General features: G+C 62.8%; 15 protein-coding genes. 4 read left to right on the forward strand and 11 right to left on the reverse strand.

Translation table 11 applies throughout. From position 1 onward, the window contains the following. Window positions 1–52: 52 nt before the first annotated feature. On the forward strand, window positions 53–1357 hold the full coding sequence (locus CABTHER_RS08540; RefSeq protein WP_041569779.1) for a UDP-glucose dehydrogenase family protein: 1305 nt from the start codon (window positions 53–55) through the stop codon (window positions 1355–1357). A gap of 55 nt (window positions 1358–1412) precedes the next feature. Here the strand turns inward: CABTHER_RS08540 and CABTHER_RS08545 are convergent, their stop codons facing one another. From CABTHER_RS08545 to CABTHER_RS08590, 10 genes are all read right to left on the reverse strand, one after another. Continuing rightward, complete coding sequence (locus CABTHER_RS08545; RefSeq protein WP_014100226.1) at window positions 1413–2333, reverse strand: universal stress protein; 921 nt, start codon at window positions 2331–2333, stop codon at window positions 1413–1415. A 230-nt stretch (window positions 2334–2563) separates the two neighbouring features. Beyond that, complete coding sequence (locus tag CABTHER_RS08550) at window positions 2564–3469, reverse strand: ferritin-like domain-containing protein (protein WP_081464808.1); 906 nt, start codon at window positions 3467–3469, stop codon at window positions 2564–2566. Window positions 3470–3696: 227 nt separating this feature from the next. Then, complete coding sequence (locus CABTHER_RS08555) at window positions 3697–4518, reverse strand: patatin-like phospholipase family protein (protein WP_014100228.1); 822 nt, start codon at window positions 4516–4518, stop codon at window positions 3697–3699. A 116-nt stretch (window positions 4519–4634) separates the two neighbouring features. Further along, on the reverse strand, window positions 4635–5795 hold the full coding sequence (sucC, locus tag CABTHER_RS08560; RefSeq protein ID WP_014100229.1) for an ADP-forming succinate--CoA ligase subunit beta: 1161 nt from the start codon (window positions 5793–5795) through the stop codon (window positions 4635–4637). A gap of 25 nt (window positions 5796–5820) precedes the next feature. Then, window positions 5821–7080, reverse strand: a complete 1260-nt coding sequence (locus CABTHER_RS08565) for a HAMP domain-containing protein (protein WP_014100230.1) — start codon at window positions 7078–7080, stop codon at window positions 5821–5823. Window positions 7081–7228: 148 nt separating this feature from the next. Next, the gene (locus CABTHER_RS15835) at window positions 7229–8035 is read right to left on the reverse strand and encodes a DUF4388 domain-containing protein (protein ID WP_014100231.1); all 807 of its coding nucleotides are present in this window, start codon (window positions 8033–8035) and stop codon (window positions 7229–7231) included. A gap of 120 nt (window positions 8036–8155) precedes the next feature. After that, window positions 8156–8644, reverse strand: a complete 489-nt coding sequence (locus CABTHER_RS08575) for a hypothetical protein (protein WP_014100232.1) — start codon at window positions 8642–8644, stop codon at window positions 8156–8158. Window positions 8645–8694: 50 nt separating this feature from the next. Continuing rightward, entirely contained in the window at window positions 8695–9948 is a 1254-nt protein-coding gene (locus tag CABTHER_RS08580; protein WP_014100233.1) for a hypothetical protein, read from the reverse strand. Between the two features lie 47 nt (window positions 9949–9995). Beyond that, complete coding sequence (locus tag CABTHER_RS08585; protein WP_014100234.1) at window positions 9996–10835, reverse strand: DUF4388 domain-containing protein; 840 nt, start codon at window positions 10833–10835, stop codon at window positions 9996–9998. Window positions 10836–10990: 155 nt separating this feature from the next. After that, window positions 10991–13939, reverse strand: coding sequence for a zinc ribbon domain-containing protein (locus CABTHER_RS08590; protein WP_148263996.1), 2949 nt, complete (start codon window positions 13937–13939; stop codon window positions 10991–10993). Between the two features lie 196 nt (window positions 13940–14135). Here CABTHER_RS08590 and hisZ point away from each other — a divergent pair, with 196 nt between their 5' ends. The 3 genes from hisZ to CABTHER_RS08605 all read left to right on the forward strand — a co-directional run bounded on the left by hisZ (window position 14136) and on the right by CABTHER_RS08605 (window position 16792). Continuing rightward, entirely contained in the window at window positions 14136–15257 is a 1122-nt protein-coding gene (gene hisZ / locus CABTHER_RS08595; protein ID WP_014100236.1) for an ATP phosphoribosyltransferase regulatory subunit, read from the forward strand. A gap of 159 nt (window positions 15258–15416) precedes the next feature. Then, entirely contained in the window at window positions 15417–16085 is a 669-nt protein-coding gene (locus CABTHER_RS15840; RefSeq protein ID WP_014100237.1) for a polyhydroxyalkanoate synthesis regulator DNA-binding domain-containing protein, read from the forward strand. An 89-nt stretch (window positions 16086–16174) separates the two neighbouring features. Further along, on the forward strand, window positions 16175–16792 hold the full coding sequence (locus tag CABTHER_RS08605) for a hypothetical protein (RefSeq protein ID WP_014100238.1): 618 nt from the start codon (window positions 16175–16177) through the stop codon (window positions 16790–16792). 231 nt (window positions 16793–17023) lie between these two features. Here CABTHER_RS08605 and hrpB read toward each other — a convergent pair whose 3' ends face one another. Next, window positions 17024–19504: an ATP-dependent helicase HrpB gene (gene hrpB / locus CABTHER_RS08610; RefSeq protein ID WP_014100239.1), complete on the reverse strand. Its 2481-nt coding sequence runs from the start codon at window positions 19502–19504 to the stop codon at window positions 17024–17026. Window positions 19505–19515 lie beyond the last annotated feature (11 nt).

Consider the following 19515-nt stretch of genomic DNA (forward strand, 5'->3'; position numbering starts at 1 on the left):
AGAGTCGCCCCGTGCAGACCCTGAACTTTTCCCAGTTTCCGACGCCATTGCCATGCACATTGCCATCATCGGTACGGGTTACGTAGGCCTCGTCACGGGGGCCTGTTTTGCCGAGTTTGGCGTCAACGTCACCTGTGTGGACAAAGACGCCGCCAAGATTGCCCTGCTCGAAGACGGGCGCGTGCCCATCTACGAGCCGGGCCTCGACGTGCTCATCGAAAAAAACCGCCGGGCCGGACGTATTCACTTCACAACCGACCTGAAGGCGGCCGTCCACCGGGCACTCGTCGTGTTCATTGCCGTTGGAACGCCGCCCAATCCAGACGGAAGCCCTGACCTGTCACAGGTGGAAGCCGTGGCGGCGCAGATTGCCGAAGCCCTTGACGGCTACAAGGTCATCGTCACCAAAAGCACCGTGCCGACCGGTACGGGGCAGGCCATTCGCCGGGTGATGGAGGAATGCTGCCCGGCCGGGGCGAGCTTCAGTGTCGCCTCCAACCCGGAATTCCTGCGTGAAGGCGATGCCATCAACGATTTCATGCACCCGGAACGCATCGTCATTGGCTGCGAAGACCCGCAGGCCAACGCCATTCTCCGCGACCTCTATGCTCCGCTCATTCAAACCGGCGTGCCTTTGGTGGCGACAACCGTGGAGACGGCAGAACTCATCAAGTATGCGTCGAATGCGTTTCTGGCGGTGAAGATTTCCTTCATCAACGACCTGGCGCTGCTGTGCGACCGCCTTGGCTGCGATGTGCTCGATGTGGCCCGTGGCATGGGATTGGACAGCCGGATCGGCAGCAAGTTTCTGTCGCCGGGGCCGGGCTATGGCGGTTCCTGCTTTCCCAAGGACACCAGAGCACTAGCCCATCTGGCGCGCAGTCACCAGCACCGGCTGCGCATCGTCGAAGCCGGGATTGCCATCAATGACGACATGCACGAGGCCATGCTGGGCAAAATCAAAACGCTGCTGGGAGAACCGTACACTGACAAAGTGGCCGGCATGCTGGGGCTGACCTTCAAACCCGAAACCAGCGACCTGCGCGAATCACCTGCGATGGCCATCGCGGCGGCCATCCGCCGGCTGGGCGTCACCCTGCGGGCCAGCGACCCGGTAGCGATTCCAGAAGCCGCGACATTGCTGCCCGATGTGACGTTCTGCGAAGACCCCTACGAAACAGCGGCCGGCTGCGACCTGCTCATCATCGCCACGGAGTGGAATCTGTACCGCCGGCTCGATCTGGAGCGGCTGCGCGAGGTGATGCGCACACCGGCGATTGCCGACCTGCGGAACGTCTGTGACCCGATGCAGGCGCGGCGCGCTGGCTTCCGTTACCTGGGCGTCGGGCGACGCTGAGGCAACGGGCGGCCATGGCTTCCCTGCCACGGCTGCCACGCTTTCAGGCGCCCCCTCAAGCCGTTTGACTGTCCCTCGGCGGCACGACCAGCACCGGGCAGGGCAACTCCCGAATCACCCGCTCGACATGGTGGCCGAGCGGCTGGCCGGATTTGCGGTCGCCACAGCCCATCACAATAAGGTCGGCCTCGATTTCATGAGCCAGCTTCAGGGTGACTTCATAAGCCCGGCCATCACACAGCCGGGACTCAAAATTGACGCCGGCAGCCTTGGCTTCTGCAGCCAGCGCATCGAAGCGCGCTTCGGCGTTGCGCCGCACGAGCGCCACGGCGTCATCTTCCCCGCTTTTGGCGCGCATGGGGAAGTACCCCAGAACGATATGAATGGCATGGAGGGCCGTGACCTTGGCCCCATGGACTTTTGCCAGATCGAAGGCCAGTTGCTTGGCGGCATCCGTCACCGGGTCAAAATCCGTGGCCAGGAGAATCCGGTTGAGTGCAATCGTCGTTTCAGCGCCTTTGTAGTACACGAAGTCGCGCGAAGGCGGCCGGGCCACCAGGACCGGACAGGGGGTTTCTTCGAGTACGGCCAGGGCTGTCGAACCAATGAGCGGACGACTTAGAAACCCACGCCGCTGCGTTGCCATCACCACGAGGGAGATGTCTTTCTCGCGTGCGACACGCAGGATTTCCGCTGCCGGCTCACCTTCCGCCAGCATGGCATTGGCATTCAGCCCCTGGAGCACTTCGTGCTGAAGCATTTCTTCCAGCTCGCGGCGAATACCGACGAGCCATTCAAAGCCGTTTTCGGCCAGGGCCCGCTCCGAAAGCCGCAGCGCCTGGGCCGGCAGGGAGGCGCTCTGAACATTGAGGATGGTCACCTGCCCTTTGGACTGTCGCGCAAAAGCGGCAGCGTACTTCAGCAGTCCACGGGAGAGCGGGGATAAGTCAGTCGGGAAAAGAATGTGCTGGAACATGGCGTCAGAACCGGTACGTATGTGGGTCAGTCATCTGGTGGGAAGTTTCGGTCAGCCGAAACCTTTGCCGTTACTGCGTGAGATTCCAGCGTAGCGCACCAGATGGCGCTGCGCCTATCAGAAAATCTCTGACAGGCGCAGTCGAACGCCACATCATAGTTTACTACACCAGGTCATAACCAGCCTGCGTCCAGTTCACCACGCCAGTTCGCCACACCAGGCGAACTCCACTAGGCGGCCTGTGCCTGCGGACGCCACAGGCTTTCAACGGCACGGCGCGCATCGGCCACCAGACGCCCCAGCAGTGAATCGGACGCGAGGGGCTGCCCGGCCAGGATGCGCTGTACATCGGCGCTGACCTGTTCCCGCAGCCGGGCGGAAGACAGGATGGTTTCGACGAGTTGCCACCGGGCGCCAAACACCGGGCGCGGGTCTGCGGCTCGGAAGAACTGCTCCACCACGTAGGGAATCTGACGTTCTGCCGGCAACTGCCGGGCCACTTCCACAATCCGTCGCATGCGGCGGATGGGCGCGCCCGGCATAATGTCCAGCGAAGTTTCATAGGCGGCTTTTTCAATGACTTCAAACTTCGCCTGCGCCCGCCGCACTTCGGCTTCCCGTCCGTTGGCCTTGAGTTCGGCCAGATACTGGTTGCCCCACCGGACGTGCCCGGCTTCTTCGTTTTTGACCTGGTTGAGCAGCTTGAAGGCTTTGCTTTCCCTGGGCAGGGTCGAAACGTGCAGTGCAAAGCTGAACAGCCCGCGCTTTTCCGTCACGTTGAGCGCCGCCAGCAGTTCGACTTCATCAATCCGGTCGGGATCGGTGCTGGCGGTAGCGAGGGCGGCAAACTCATCCACATACTTGATGCCCAGCGGCGGGCGTGGGACATCGCCCAGATCGGTCATGATGTCGGCAATCATCGCGGCGTGACGAAACTCATCGTCCGCGTGGTGAACAAGCGCTTCGGCAAGCTGGGGATTGGTGGCTTCGACCTGTCTGGCCAGCGCAGCAATCCCTTCGGCCCCGTGATATTCCGAGTAGTAGTAAAGGTTCATCGTCGCCCAGTGCAAATCAGGATCGGCGACAATGCGCTCGAATACCTGACGCATGGCGGCTTCCTGGCGAGTAGCTGACATGCAAGGTCTCCCAAACTGGCAAAGAGATGGGTTGTCCTGGGGGATGAAGGCCACAACTGTAAACTACTGCCGGCCAATTGAAAACCCATGGCCGACGCCGCTGTGCAATGTGAGTGGCGAGTGGTGAGTGGCGAATGGTGAGCAGCGAGTGGTGAGTGGCGAGTAGCGAGTGGTGAGTGGTGAGTAGTCAATGGCCGACGCCTCCGTGCAAGCTCGTCCGGGCGCTTTCAGTCCGGCGAAGTCTGTGCCGCCGATGCGATGAGGGCTTCCGTCACGGCGCGTCCCGAAGCCACCAGGGCTTCCAGATCAGAGAGCTGATACAGCAGCATGCCCCGGCCCAGCGCATCCGGCAGGACGACGTGAATGGGCACGTCCGGCCGACGCGCCTGCCAGACCTTGAGTTTGGCCGCATTTTCACGCCGATGGGACAGACGGTTGGCAATGTCACTAACCACGATCTGGCGCGGACAGAAAGGCGCGGCAAAGAGGTATTCGATGGGCAGCCGGTTGCGCCTGCCAGCGTCACTCAGCGACATCCGCCGCCCGGCATAGACAATGCGCCGTGGCGGATAGACCACCGGGATGGCGACAGCGCCACGCATCGCCTCAGCCAGCGGGAAATCCGGCATCTGGTTGTGAAACAGGACTTCCCGCCGGGAAAGCCCATCGAAGGCCAGCAGGCCAATGCGCTCTACGCCGTGGTGCAGTGACCGCCCGGAGGCTTGTTCGAGCCGTTCAAGATAAGCCGGGACAATCCCGGCCCGGCGCTGGAAGTAAGGGCGGGCAAAGCGCGGCGCGCGGCGCGCCGCCGCCCAGGCCAGCAGATGCCGCGAGGAAAGCCCCAGCCCCAGGGTACGCATTTCCTCAAGCGACAGACCAACCCCGGCATAGTAGGCGGCAATCAGCGCGCCGACGCTGGAGCCGACGATTTCCTGTATGCGGAAACCGTGCGTCACCAACGCTTCGAGAACCCCGACGTGGGCAACACCACGCGCTCCCCCGGCAGCCAGAACCAGACTGACCGGCTCTTCTGGTCGCAGTGGACGCATGGCGCACCCTATACCACTGATGACAGGCGACTTCCTGGGAAAAACCGCTCCGGCAAGACGGTGCCCTCCAGAGATGGAGCGGCGGCACTTTTGTTCAGCGCAGTCGCCGGAAACGCCTAAGCTGCCAGGGCAACGACCTTCTCAGCGGCATCCCGCATGCCGCTGGCCGTCGTGAAGTTCAGACCTGAACTTTCAAGCAGGGCGCGCCCCTGCTCGACGTTCGTGCCTTCAAGCCGGACGACAATCGGCAGACGCACATCCAGGTTGCGGGCCGCTTCGATGACTCCGGCCGCCACCATGTCGCACCGGACGATGCCGCCAAAAATGTTGATGAGCACCGCCCGGACGCTGGGATCGGCAATGAGGATGCGAAAAGCCTGCTCGACCCGTTCCTGGGAAGCCCCACCGCCAATGTCGAGGAAGTTTGCCGGATGACCACCAGCCAGCTTGATGATGTCCATCGTGGCCATTGCCAGCCCGGCGCCGTTGACCATGCAGCCAATGTTGCCATCCAGCTTGACGTAGTTGAGATCGTACTTCGCAGCCTCGGTTTCCAGCGGTTCTTCTTCGCGGGTGTCGCGCAGTTCGACGTAGTCGGGATGCCGGTACAGGGCGTTGTCATCGAGCATCACCTTGGCATCAAGCGCGTAGAAATCCCCTTCTTTGGTGAGCAAAAAGGGATTGATCTCGACCAGTGAAGCATCGCTTTCCACAAAGGCCCGGTAGAGCGCCATGAGTATCTTCACGACCTGGCCCGCCTGGCTGCCCGTAAAGCCGAGACCGAAGGCGACTTTCCGCGCCTGATACGGCTGCAACCCAAGCGCCGGATCGATGACTTCCCGCAAAATCTTTTCCGGGGTTGCCGCGGCGACTTCCTCGATTTCCATCCCGCCGGCTTCGCTTGCCATGATGATGGGCGAAGATGTGGTGCGGTCAATGAGCAGGCTGAGGTACAGCTCGCGGTCAATGTGCAGCCCTTCTTCGACGATGAGCCGGTGGACGGTGCGCCCTTCCGGGCCCGTCTGGGGTGTCACCAGCTTGTGCCCGAGCATGCGCAGGGCAATGGCTTCCACTTCCTCAAGCGAGGAAGCGAGCTTGACGCCGCCGCCTTTGCCGCGGCCGCCGGCGTGAATCTGGGCCTTGAGCACGACCGGGAAGGAACCCAGCGCTTCGGCCGCCATGCAGGCATCCATCGCATTGAGGGCCACGTGGTGCCGCGGCACCGGTACGCCAAACTTCGCCAGCAGGCGTTTGGCCTGATATTCGTGAATTTTCATAAGCAATTTCCTGAATGAGCAGGGCTTAGCGGCGACTGCGCAGACGCTCGATAGCCTGCTTCAGACTGATGCGCATGCGTTCGAGCGATTCGCCCAGTTCGCCGATTTCATCCCCGGTGGCCACCACGATAGGCTCATCAAGTTCACCGAGACTGATGCGGTTCGCCGCTTCGGTCAGTTGCAGAATCGGCTTCGTGAGAAGCTGCGACAGGTAAAAGGCGATGCCAATCCCCAGCACCAGCGAGACGCCGGTCACAATGGCAATGATGAGCAGCGTCGTGTTGAACACCTGACTGAAATAGCTTTCACGCACCCCCACGCCAACGTAGCCGATGATGGTGATGTCGCTTGGCTCCTTGATCGGGGCGAAGGCCGTTTTGTAATCACCCCCCAACAGGGTGTTGTTGACGGCCGTGGGTTTGTCGTCGGCCAGCGGACTTTGAATCGCCACGCCCAAGGCGCGGGGATCGCTGGCTGAAATCACCTTCTTGTCTTTCGACAGGACAAGTGTCACCGACACATCCTGAAGGTCCCGGTAGAGCGTCTGCTTGACTTCCCGCGTGAGTGCCGGCAGTGGACGGTTTTCATCCTGGGGCGCGTTGTTGATGAGCTGCCCGGCCACGATGTAACCCAAGGCACGATTGCCGGACACCACCGGTGCGATGCCTTCGAGGGTCAATCCCACCTGCGACACGGTGTTGCGGCTGAACTGTTCGCCCAACCCAAAATCGCGGAGCAGGTCGGGTGTTTCATTGACTGCCCCGGCGACTACGGCCCGCAGCAGGGCGTCTGGCTGGTTGCTCTCGGCGGCATTTTTGGCTTTGATGAACAGTGGGTTGTCTCCAAAGGAGCTGTCCCCGCTGCCGGCGCTGCGTACCAGAACCTGCCCCTTGGTGTTGAGAATGGCCAGGAAATCCACCCCGGAAGATTCAACCCGCTGCTGCAACAACTGATTGAGCTTTTTCTGCCCACTCGCCTGGCTCTGCTGAGCCACCTGGGCCGGGTTCCCGGAAGCACTCAAAGCCCCGGTTGGGGCGGCGGCTGAGTCAATGAGGTTTTCAGCCGCAACAGCTTGCGCCGTTGCCTGAGCTACTTCACGCAGGGTTTGCTGTCGGGAGCGCAGGATGCGGTCGGCAAGGCGGGCATCTTTTTCGATGTCCCGGCGGGCATTCCCGTCAATCGTCCCACTGACGATGACCACGAAAGCCAGCGCCGACAGCGCCAGCGGCGCAAAAATAAGGAGCGCCGCAAAAATGGCAAGTTTATTCCGAATGTTGAGTTTCATGGTCAAAAATGAAGCGTGCCGTGTCCGCTACAGACACGGCCAGAAGGCGCAGCGCCCCCTGCCCCCACCTGCCGGGGCGGGAGCACCTACGATACGAGACCACCCCGACACAGCAAGGCTTGCGCACAACGCCCCTCCTGCGCCGCCATCAGGCATAAAGATGCTGCATAATCTCAAGCATGGCCTCCTGAAACTTGACCCGCCGTTCATTGTCCGGGATTTCTTCGGCCAGGCGCTCGGCCAGGGACGGCATCATGTCTTTGGGCATCTGCCGCAGTTTGAACCCAAGGGCTTCGGCGCAGTCTTCAAGCACAATCGGAGCCATGGGCCCAATGGCGCGGGTCAGCTCGCGCTCGGTCTGATGGATGATGTCGTCTGACACCACATCCACCTGCACATCCTCTTCCTGCCGCTCTCCGACATACTCGACAAGCCCCAAATCGTACAGGCGGACGATCACCTTCGACGTCATCAGTTCGTTGAGTTGCGTAATATCCCCGATCTCACCGACCGTCTGGACGCCATCCAGGTTTTGAATCACTGACCAGTCTTCCGCGCGCAGGGAAAACTCCTTCATTGAGCGTGAAGAGAGCCGAAATACGGCACGTGCTGAAGGCACGACCCGACGGACGCTTTCCCACTCGGTCGCGTAGGTGACACATTCCAGCAGGATTTCCTCGGTCTGAAGATAGGTCGTCCGTTCGTCGGTTGGCGTGTCGGTGGCGGTGAAGCTGAACTTGCCGCTGCCCCAGGAAAACAGACCGTAGACAGCGTCTTCCCCGATGGCGTCCTCATAAACGGCGTGGACAATCTGACCGTTGTCGAAGTAAATCTCCCCCTGCCGTCCATCGTCGTGAACGAGTTCCAGCACCCCCGTCCGGTTGCTCGCATGAAGCAGCCGTAGGACATCCATGAGTTTGAGCTGCGCCAGATTCCCGCTGAATGCATTTGACATGGTGTGCGTCCCCAGGGCCAAGAAAAATATTCATTGGGCGCTCTGACCAACTCCCCGTAGAAGCCGTCACACACCCCCGCTGCCACATCACCTCGCCGTCACCGTACCTTGCCGTCACCGTCAGGCGCGATTCATGGCCTCGAGCAACTCCCAACTCGTCGCATCGAGTCGGTCGCGCGTCAAAAGATTGCGACGCAACACACTGACACTGACCCGCAGCCCAGCCACAGCCCGGTCTTTCTTGAGCTTGTCGGCCGCTACCTTGACGGTCATGCGCATGGTTGGCAAGTTGGCCGTCGGCGCACTGACGAGGATGAGGAACACTTCCTGCGTACCATAGGTGGTCTCGATCATCAAGTCAAGATTCGTGAAAGTCGTGATGCGCCCGTCGGCAAAGACCATCGAGATTTCTTCGACCTTGTTGTACTCAATCTCAGCCACCGCCGAGAGTTGTGCCAGCAAGACCCCCATCTGCACGGTCGCCTGGGAGTTGAGGGCAAACTGCCCGGCGCTCAACAGCACCTCCCCGCGATTGTTGACCAGCAGGGCGCTTTTGATGCCCGGCATGCGCATCAGTTCCTGGAGAAACACTTCATGAGCTTTCGACATGCGCACTCCTTACCAAGAAGCGTCCTACCTGCTGGAACCGGCATCGCCACCTATCCGGCCGAGGGCGCCAAAATTTCACTCGTGGCAATTTCGAGACCATACCGCTCGAACTCTGCGCGCCGGCGCTGATGCAACGCCCGCAACGCCGCTTCAATGTGTCGGCGCAGATGGGTCTCTGGCGAGCGTCGGTCCAACTCGGCGATGGTAAGCCGGAGCGCTTGGGACAGCCCCACCACAAAGTCTGCCGGACGTGCCTTGCCGCGAAAGGTGGCCACGCCATCGGCATACTCAAACTCGGCGGCAAAAGGGTCAAGAAAGGGATAGTGGGGAGCGATGTTGATGAGGGCTTCACGGAATGACGGCACGAAATCCGCCCGGCGCAAAGCCTCCGTAACACCGGATTCAACGGCGTGCACCACCTCGCCCATCAAGCCGACCAGTTCAGCATACTGCTCGCGGGTCAGCGGGCGAATACTTTCATCTTCGAGTTCGAGTGGTGAATCACTGTCTTCATCCTCAACAAGCACCGTATCCACCACCGGGGACGCGCTTGGCAGAGACAGCACCTCCGGGGCACGTAAGGTAGGAGGTACCAGCTCAGACACAGGTGCTGCCGAACTGCTCCGGCCGCCTGGCGGTGGACTCAATGGCGGCATTTCAGGACGTGGCGGCGCAACCGGTGGTTTGATGGTGGTCATCGCCGCCGGGGCGCTCGTCCCACGATAGACGTTGAAGGTGGCTCCGTGCGCAATCCGGTCGTAAATCAGCGCCAAACCCTCTTTTCCCAGCGCTGTGGTGTATTCACCGCCCGCCGTCGGCGCGATGGAAACAACCGCCTCGGCCCGCTCATCGAAAACATAAATGATCCCGCCCCCCTGTTCCTGTTCAAACAGGACCTCGACATACCAAACAGCGCCGGACTTGATAAGCTTCTCGACGAGTTTTTCGAGATTGGTAAAGTCTGAAGACAAATCGCGGTGAACCGGCTCCCCCTCAATGATGCCGGTAATGGCCTGGATGACTTCTTCCGGGTGTTGGAAAAAGCCAACCTTGCCATTGCGTGCCTGGGCGCGTGACAGCAGACTCTCCAGAGCTTGCCGCTCGCGCAGGGTGGCTGTTTCGGTCACTTCATAGGCGTTGACAATCTGCCCGCGCGACAAAAACACATAGCCGCTGTAGCCCCAGAACTCCACTGACACATAGCCCGTGAATTCGTTGACCTGGAGATCAGCCAACAGGGCGGCAACGTTGACGTACGACGTGCTCAGATTTTCATGGACTGGCTTTCCGCGTGGAACAATCATGGCCAAGCGTCAACATCAACCGGTGGCGCAGCGCCAAGCTGACCGCCCTACATTGTCAGCGGCCCTGCATAAGGCCCGGGTGGGGTCAGCGCACCCGTACCACCCAACAAACCCGTCGAAACCCCGTCGGTTGCACCGTTGATGCGCGCCTGCATCTTGCGGAAGATACGGTCAATGTGTGGACTCATGGTTTCAAACCGAACCGCCGCACTGAACTCGATAAGCGCCAGGTAGTTTTCAAGGTCAAAGACCATCACCTTCTTGGGACCAACGCTGATGGTCATCCGGGACAAGGCCCCCACCCGGCTCGGTACGCTGATGAGCCGTCCCAAGTGAATGAGCAGCGCCACCATCATCCCCAGCCTTTCGGCTGATTTGACTTTACTGGCAGCTTGCACCGTACCATCCCGCGATACCGCCAACGCCATGTCAATTCCTTTGACTTTCGTCAAATCATTGACCAGGACCTGGTAAATGTTGACCACCCGGGCAGCCCCACTCGTGGTCGTCGGCGTCCGGGTCGGCGTCACCGCAGTCGGTGTGGGTGTCGCACCACCAGCCTCTTCGCCGCGTCCCGCACGGGCTTCGTCCAGCAGCCGCAGCCCTTCCATGATGATGTTGGCCCAAGGCTCAAAAATCGTGCGGGTCGGCGCTGGAATACCGGTGTCTATCCGAAAAGCCCCCTGGTCATATTCCAGAGCCTTGTACACCGCTTCCACCCCTACCAGATTACCGAGACGCGCATCTACCACCTCACCATCGGCAAAGTAGAACACGCCATCGCCAATCGGGTAGTGCACCGTCAGCCGCGCCGTGTTGCGGCCAACGCAGTTGATTTGGATGATGTCCACCAGTGCGAGGTCGGTGAGATCGCCAACAAGCGGCATAGGGCTTTCCAGGCAGGAAAAACAGGTTTTGGAAGCGTTATGGACTATAACGAAGGTAGGGCTAAGCTAACAGAGTTTTTTCCGTGGTGTCAATTCACGATGCACCATCTGATCGACACCCGGTAGCAACCCCCCGGAGCCGTTTTGCCGGCGGGCTAGTCGGTCTGATACCGCCGCCACAACCAAATACCAGTCATAAACAGTGCCAGCCCCAGCAAAGCCAGATAGACGCCGTAGGGTACATCACTCCACGACACACTGACCGCCAACACCACCGACAGGTGCAGCCCCAACGCCGACCCGCCGGCAAAAGCCGGAGCCCTCCAGCGCGTGGCTGCCCCAAGCACCAGTGCAATCAACGCCGTTGTATCCGCCAGCATGTCCTGGCCCAGAGCCCCCTTGCCACCCAGACGGAGCAGCATGGACTGCACGACGACCGGAAAGCAGAAGACGAAGCTCCCCAGCCAGATGAGCAGGCGCGCCAGCACCGGATGACCGCGCTGCCACCGCCACTTGAGCCAGCCGACGCCCGCCACCACCACGCCATAGGGCACAGTCAGGGCGGCAACCCGCTCAAACGGCGGTAACGCCAGGTAGCTGAGCGCCCATACGTAAGTCACAGCGCCCCACACCAGCGCGCCTACGGCGTACAGGTCATGCGTGGCATCCCTGGCAACGAAACTGGCCACGGCCAACGCGCTGGCGGCGCAGACGAGACTACAGCCGACAAGTACCGGAGAATTACCTTCCAGAACGCCCAGCGCGCCCACGGCTCCAATCCACAGGCAGAGCTGTCCGCCGGCGTTCAGCGATCTCCACAACGGCAGTTCGGCTTCCTCCTTGGCGGCTTCCTCCTTGGCGCGCCGCAGACTTCGCCACCCCAACCACGCCGCGCTGTAGCCATACACAACGCCAACCATAGGCAGTCCTTCTATCGGACACCCACCAAGCCGCGCAGCCTGGACGACCGCCAGCCCGCCACACACCGTTGCCAACAGCCCCAGCAGCGGAACCTGCTGTCTGACGGCGGCTACCCAACCAGCGCCAGCCGCCGACGCCAACGCCAGGAAGTGCCCGGCTTCCGGCCCCGTCGCAGTCACGATGCCCACCAAAGCAGCCAGCACACCCCACCCCAGCACAACCAGCGAGACCTGCCGTAATGCAGCGCGAAGGTGGCTTTCATCCACCACCGGAGCGGACACCACCACGACACTGCCCCCGGCAACCAGTGCCACCCAAGGCAGAATGTCGCGCCATCCCACCCGCCCGGCGCCGCACCCCGTCACCACCAGCCCCACGTAGGCCACACCCCACAGCGCCAGGGCATACCCACGCTGAAGACCCGGCGTACTGCTCAGAAACCATCCCAGGCCGCCATAAAGGGCCAGGATGGCAATCCCGACCGTGTGAACCGGATGCCATGCCTCCGCGGCCAGCACCACCAGCCCCAGCAGGTGAACAACCGCGCAGAAATCCACCACCCACCGCGACGGCACGATGGCCGGATGATGCGGCAGCCCGAAGTCGAGACCAAAGCTCGTGTCCACCTCGGTGCTGTACTCCCGCCCCAGCCACGCGCCCAGCCACTCAATCCCGAAGCGCGTGGCACACAGCACAACCGGCAGCACCAGCAGGGCCATCGGCCCAGAAACGACCTGTATCTCCCGTGCGCCCATCGTCAGGGCGCTGGAGATGGCCAGAATGGACACGACCGCCAGGCAGAGCGGAAACCACAACAGCGTTTTCCGCATCTGCCACGCCCCCCACCCGGCCACGAGCGCCCACGCCAGGCCGTACCCGACACACTCATGAGCCGTCGCCAGCCCGCGGCCGAGCGTGATTCCAGCCGACGTTGCAAAAAGCCAGATGTCAAAGCCGATGACGACGCCAAGCAGCGCCCACAAACCAAGGACGCCCGCCAGAAGATGCCCCGCCCACCTGCACGGCACAGAGAAACGTCGGGCCTGCTCTTCGTGGTCCGTTTCCGCCCGGCGATCCGCTGCGATCTGCCCCAGGGTGAGCACCCACAGCCAGCCGGCCCAACCCGTTGCCAGCCAGCCCGATGGCAGGTTGTGCAGCGCGAGCCATTGACCATAGGCCAGCGTCAGGACGCCGAGACCACCGCCCACCCATGCCCAGGCCGCGCCCTGGCTGGCCGTCACCGCCCCCATCACCAGACATGAAAGGCCGGTGAGGCCGCCCAGCCAGAATTCACCAAGGAAAGGCGTCGTCAGCGCGCACAATCCCACAGTGGCCGCACCCCACCACCAACCCGCCACAGCCGCAATGTGGGCCGGAAAACGGACCGACCAGACGGCCAGCCCCATCGCAACGACCGACAGCAGTCCGCAGGCCGCCACTTCTCCCGACGGCAGGACATCCACCCCAAACCACCGGACGGCCACCAACCCGACACCCACCGCCAGGTGGGGCACGGCCCGGTCAGCAAGCCATGTGGCCAGCGACCAGTACGCCACGGCACACGCCAGCGCATAAGCCCACCCGATGCCGGACGGCAGCCAGCCGTGCCGAACCCCCAACCAGAAATCGAGCGGAAGCAGCAACATCGCCAGCCAGAGCCAGCCCCGGGCCAGGAGATTGTCGGGATCGTGATGCAAACCGCGCACCGCCAACCCGAAAAACCCCGCCATGGCCGCCGTGATGAGACCAAACTGCACCGCCGGATATTCAAGGATGATGCCTCGCAGGTACACCAGCGTGCCGATGACCATCAGCATCCCGCCGCCATACACCAGAACCGGCAGCAACCACGCCACGGAGCCGGTATCGGCATCGGATGGCAACCCGCCCCCCGGCTCCGTTTCGGCAAACACGGTCTCCGTCGGCACTGGCGGCACAGGTCTGCCCGGTGTGGAACCCGCTTTCGCGGCACCAGCTTCCGCAGGCAGCAGCGACCTCAGAATGGCCCGGCGTTCGGCCTCGAGCGCTGCCAACCGCTCAAAGGCGGCGGCGTCGTAGCGCAATCCACACCGGATGCAGTATTTCTGCCCAACCGCCAGCGGCGCCCCACAGTTCGGACACCAACCCCCATACGGATGCCCGGCCGCCCCCCCTCCGCCCAAAGGAACACTTGCTTCTGACATAGGTGACACCCCTTCCTTGTCAGGCAGAAATCACGACCGCCACGGGCGGCTCTTCCCTCCCCGGCAGCGACGCCCGGCCGCAGCTTCTGAAGCAGCCGTTTGGCCTTGACCGCCGGAATGGACTACAAGCACGGTCTTTTGCGCGTGGGAAGATGTTGCCACCTGCTCGAAATCTGAGAAAGCACGGGCCGCAATCATGACGACGATAACGGATACCTGGTTCAAACTCCCGGCTGGCGTCACCTATGTCCTCGGGCCGGAAGTCCGCCGCCGCCGGACCATCGAGCGCATTGTGTTCGAGACCTTTCACGGCTGGTCCTACGAGGAAATCCTGCTGCCGGTCTATGACGCCTATGCCCTCTTTGCCCAGAGCACGGGCAGCCATCCGGCGGAGGCCACCTACTGCTTTACGGATGTCGAAGGCGAGTTGCTGGCGCTGCGCCCGGATTTGACCTCGCTGGTGGCACGCACCGTCGCCACGCGCTGCCGGGACTGGCCGCGGCCCATCCGGCTGTGCTACGGCGGCGAAGTTTTCCGCAACACCCACGCCGCCCGCCGTGTCGCCAGCGCCACCTGGCAACTTGGCGCGGAACTTTTCGGCAATGACCGCCTCGAAGCCGATGTCGAAGTCCTGCTCGTGGCGCTGGAAGCCCTCGAACGGCTTGGACTGGAGGAAGTGCAGGTGTTGCTGGGCCATGCCGGAATCCTCGCCGGTGTCGCCGAAGAACTGGAACTCTCTGCCGGACAGCGCGAAACCCTGCGCCAGCTTATTGACCGGCGGCAGTACGCCGCTCTGGAGACGTGGCTGCGCGAGCAGTCCGCTCCTGCCCTCTGGCGCGACCTGCTGAGCGTCCATGGGCAGAGCGCAGCCCTGCACCACCTGCGTGCGCAGACCCGCAATGACCACATTCTGGCGGCGCTGGACGACCTCGAACACGTTTTTGATGTTGCGTCCGCCCTTGGCATTGCCGACCGCCTGACCTTCGATGCCGGCGCCGTCGGCCGCCTGGGGTACTACACCGGGATGACGTTTCACATTTACGTTCCCGGCAGCGGGCTGGCCGTCGGGAGCGGCGGACGGTACGACGCCCTGACCCGTCTGTTTGGCGTGGATGAGCCGGCCGTGGGCTTTCAGCTTTCGCTCGACCAGCTCATCCGGGTGCTGCCGACACTTCCCGTTCCCACGCCCCGGACGACGGCGCTCGACGCCGATGGCGACGACCTGACCGCCGCCTTCCGGCATGCCCGGCAGTGCCGGCGGGCCGGTGAACGAGTCGAAATTCGCACCGCGCGCCATTCCAGCCCGCCCGAAAGATAAGTCGTTTCCCTTTTGTTTTGTTGTATTTGCACTCCGGGACCGGCAAAATTCTGCCGCATCGCGTCACTTTCCGCTTGACTTTTTGACGCAGTGCGTTATCCTGCCAGCAGCGTCGGTCTACGACGTAACTTCCGATGCCACAGGATGGAGGCAACGCTTATGGCACGCACGATCAAACGTTATGCCAATCGCAAACTGTACGATGTCGTCGCCCGACGCTACGTGAAACTGGAGGAACTGGCCGACCTCATCCAGGCGGGAGAAGAAGTGCAGGTCATTGACAAGGAAAGCGGCGAAGACATTACGGAAGCCACGCTTTCCAAGATTGCGGCGGCGACGGTGCGCCAGCCAACGGAGCCGATTTCCCGCAACGCGCTGGTGTCGTTTATCCGGCAGCCGAGTGATTTATTTTTTGGCTACATGCGGCGGACGGTCTCAGCCGGGCTGGACACGGTGCAACAGATTGACCGGCAGTTTGAACGGCTGGGGACAATGCTCCGGGATGCTTTCCGCCACAGCCTGAAAGGCACAGCGAGTGCCGATGAAAGCGCCGAGCAACTGGCGCCAGCGCTGCGGGCCGTCATCGAAACCTTTGTTTCACAATGTGTTACTGAGCAGCTTGCGGCGCACGGCGTGCCTTCGGCAAGGGAATTCGGACGGCTTCAGCGGCGGGTGACTGAACTCGAAAAGCAGCTTGGAAAGCTTACCCAGGCTGCGCCGCTGGATGGTGCCGGCGTGGACGGCGCAGGAGCTGCTGAGTCTGCCCAACGTGTCACCAACGGCCACGGGATGACCACCCGGAAGCGCACACGCGCCGTCCGGTCGTAATCCCTCACTGTCAACTGCCCCCCGTACAACCCACCACACGGACTTCATTTTTCTGAATACATACCCTCGCAATAAAGGAGCGCACTCGTATGGCAACGACCAAGACCACCCGGAAAACAACCCGCAAGACGACAACCACGACTTCCAAGCCCCGTTCCCGGGCTGCCCAGCGGTTGGCTGAACAATCAACCTCCCGTCCGCCCTTTGCAATCCTTTCCGAGGCGGCGGTCAAAGGCGTCAAGTTCGGGATTGGCACGACGCTGGTTGTGCGTGACACCGTGAAGAAGTTTTTTGACGATGCCGTGGCCCGTGGCAATGAAGTCGAACTCACCGTTCCGACATTGCCTATGCCCAACCTGAACCTGCCCACGCCGCAGGACATCGAGCGGCAGGTCAGCAAACTCAGTGAAATGCCTGTCGCCCAGATCAGGCAGGTGACGGAGCACCTTCAGAAGTTTTTTGACGGGTTGGTGCGCCAACTCACGGAGCTGACCACCTCGCGGTCGAAGAAGGCGGCACTGGACAAGGAAGCCCTGCGGGAGGAAGTCCTCAACGTCGTGGCGTCGCTTGACCTCGCCAACGGCTCGGACATCAAGCGCATTCTCAATCAGGTTGAAAAGATGTCGCGCAAGCTCGACAAGGAAATCAAGGCACCGACCCGTCGCAAAGCCGAACCGGCCGGTGAACCGACGCCTGCTGTGGCCTAGTTGTTTACTCACTGCGGCACCGGGCTGCCGACCGGGCAGCACCGTCATCCTGCGACGGCTTTCTGGCAAATTCCGCGACGCGCTCCAACCGGGGCGCGTCTTTGGCATGTACTGGGCCTTGGTACGGGCGGTTCGCGAACCGCCCCTACTCGCCACTCGCCAGTATGGGCGACCGGCCGGTCGCCCCTTCCACTCGCCACTCGCTACTCGCTATTCGCTATTCGCTATTCGCTACTCGCCACCAACTTCCGGGAAGGCGTGCTTTGGATAGCGCCGGGCAAGTTGCGGGCGCAGTTCACGGTAGGCCCGTTTCCAGAAGCCGGCCAGATCAGTTGTGACCTGAACCGGCCGCCGATTGGGTGCCAGCAGGTGCAGGGTGACAGGAACGCGCCCGTGGGCCAGGCGCGGTGTTTCCCGGATGCCGAAGAAATCCTGGATGGGCGCAGCGATGAATGGCGGCCCATCCACCGGATACCCGATGGACACACGGCGGCGGCCCAGCAGCAGGTTTTCCGGTGCAATGTCATCGAGCTGCGCCCGCTGCACCGGTGTCAGCCGTGCCAGCAGCAAGGCAGACAGACGCTGCTGCTGAAGCGCCTGCCGGACTTCCTCCAGGGTTACGCAACCGGGACACAGTTCCTCCACAGCCGCCCACACATCATCGTCGGTAAAGGGTTTGAGACCGGCTTCCGGGACATGGGCCGCCGCAAAGGCCAGTCGCGCCTGCAGACGGTCAAGCGCCGGCTCGGCCGGCCAGACACTTCCTCCGCTCGCGCGCAGACGGTCAACAAGCAGCCGGGACGCAACGGCCGGCTCAACTGTCGGAAGCGTCCGTTCCTCAAAGACAATGCCCTGATAGAGCAGCCGCCGGAAGCGGACGACACGCCCTTCGGCGTTCAGCTCGTGCGTGTCCGTTTCCTCGATGGCATCGAAAAACAACTCCAGCAGCCAGTCCGGTGAGATTTGGCTTGCCAGCCGCACGAGCGTCGTTCCATCCATCTGCGTTTCGGCATCGAGTGCCAACGCCAGCCCCGGTTCAGTCACTACGCTCGACGCCGCCAGCCGGGCCCGTCCGCCGCCGGGCAGAAGCACCTCCCGTTCTCCGTCGGGCCGCCGCCGTATCCGGCCCACCCGGTCGGGAAACGCCACGAGCAGGCAGCGCCCAAGCCGGGATTCAACTTCCCCGGCAACCTCACCCGCCGACGCCGCCAGCCATTCCGGCGACAGACGGCGCACACACCGCAGCAGTTGCTGCTCGACCTGCCGCACCCGTGCTACCGTGGCGGCCTCGTTGGCGGTCTCGAACGTATCGAGCAGCGCCAGAACATCCGATTGTCCGTAGCCGGGCGGGACGGTTGCCGCCCGACGGACATCGCGCTCACCCAATAGTGCCGCCACCCGGCAGGCTTCCCGTACCATGCCCTGCCGGTGGCCTTCGACGACCAGCCGCGCCAGACGCGGTGCGACCGGCAGTTCGAGCATAGCGCGGCCAACGGCCGTCAACCCTTCGGCGTCAAGCGCCCCCAGGCGATGCAGGGCCGCTTCGGCCGCGGCCAGCGCCTCGGCCGTTGGCGGCTCAAACCACGGAAAGGTTGATATGTCGCAGATGCCAGCGGCCCGCAGTTCCAGGACGGCCTCCGCCAGATCGGTACGGTGAATCTCCGGTGTCTCAAAAGGCGGGCGCAGGTTGAAATCCGCCTCGGTGTAGAGCCGCAGGCAGCGTCCGGGACGGGTCCGGCCGGCGCGGCCGGCGCGCTGGATGGCGGACGCCTGGGAGACGCGCCCAATCGTCGTCTGGGGCAGGCCCGTCCAGCTTGCGTACTCCACGCGGCGCACCAGACCGCTGTCAATGACAACCGCCACCTGTTCAATCGTGATGGCCGACTCGGCAACGTTGGTCGCCAGAATGACCTTGCGGCGCGGCCCGGGCCGTACGGCAGCATCCTGCTCCGCCGCCGGCAGGCTGGCGTGCAGAGCATGCAGCGCCAGATTGTGGCGCGCGGCCAGCGGGGCGCACTCGCGCAGACAGGCGCGAATCTCGGCCATGCCCGGCAGGAAGACGAGTACATCCCCGTCGGGTCCCTCCCGGAGGCACCGCTCAAGAGCCGCTGCCACCTGCCGGGACAGGGGCACCGCACCCGGCGGCGGCAGGTAGTCCACCGTCACCGGAAAGGTCTGCCCCGGCACCGTCACCACCGGCGCGTCGGCAAGGAAGGCGGACACCCGTTCGGCATCGAGTGTCGCCGACATGACCACCACCTTGAGATCAGGACGCACACCCTGCCGCAGCCGGTGCAGGTGCGCCAACGCCAGGTCAGTGGAGAGATGCCGTTCGTGGAATTCATCCACGATGACGATGCCCGTGCCGCGCAGGGTTGGGTCGTGGAGCAGACGGCGCGTGAGAATGCCATCCGTCACGAAGCGCAGGCGCGTTGCCGGGCCGGTGCGGTCATCGAAGCGAACCGTGTAGCCGACCGTCTGCCCGACCGCTTCCCCGTACGACTGGGCCACGAAACGGGCTGCCAGGCGCGCCGCCAGGCGACGCGGGACAACCACCACGATGTCGCCTGATGCGGACAGCCCGGCTTCCAGCAGCGCCGCCGGGACACGGGTCGTCTTTCCAGCGCCGGGAGCGGCCTGAATGACCAGCCGACCGGCTGCGTGCAGGGTCTCAACGATGCCGGGCAGAAAGGCGTCAATCGGAAGCGGCATCACCGGCCCGG

It is taken from the genome of Chloracidobacterium thermophilum B, assembly GCF_000226295.1.
Lineage (GTDB): Bacteria > Acidobacteriota > Blastocatellia > Chloracidobacteriales > Chloracidobacteriaceae > Chloracidobacterium > Chloracidobacterium thermophilum.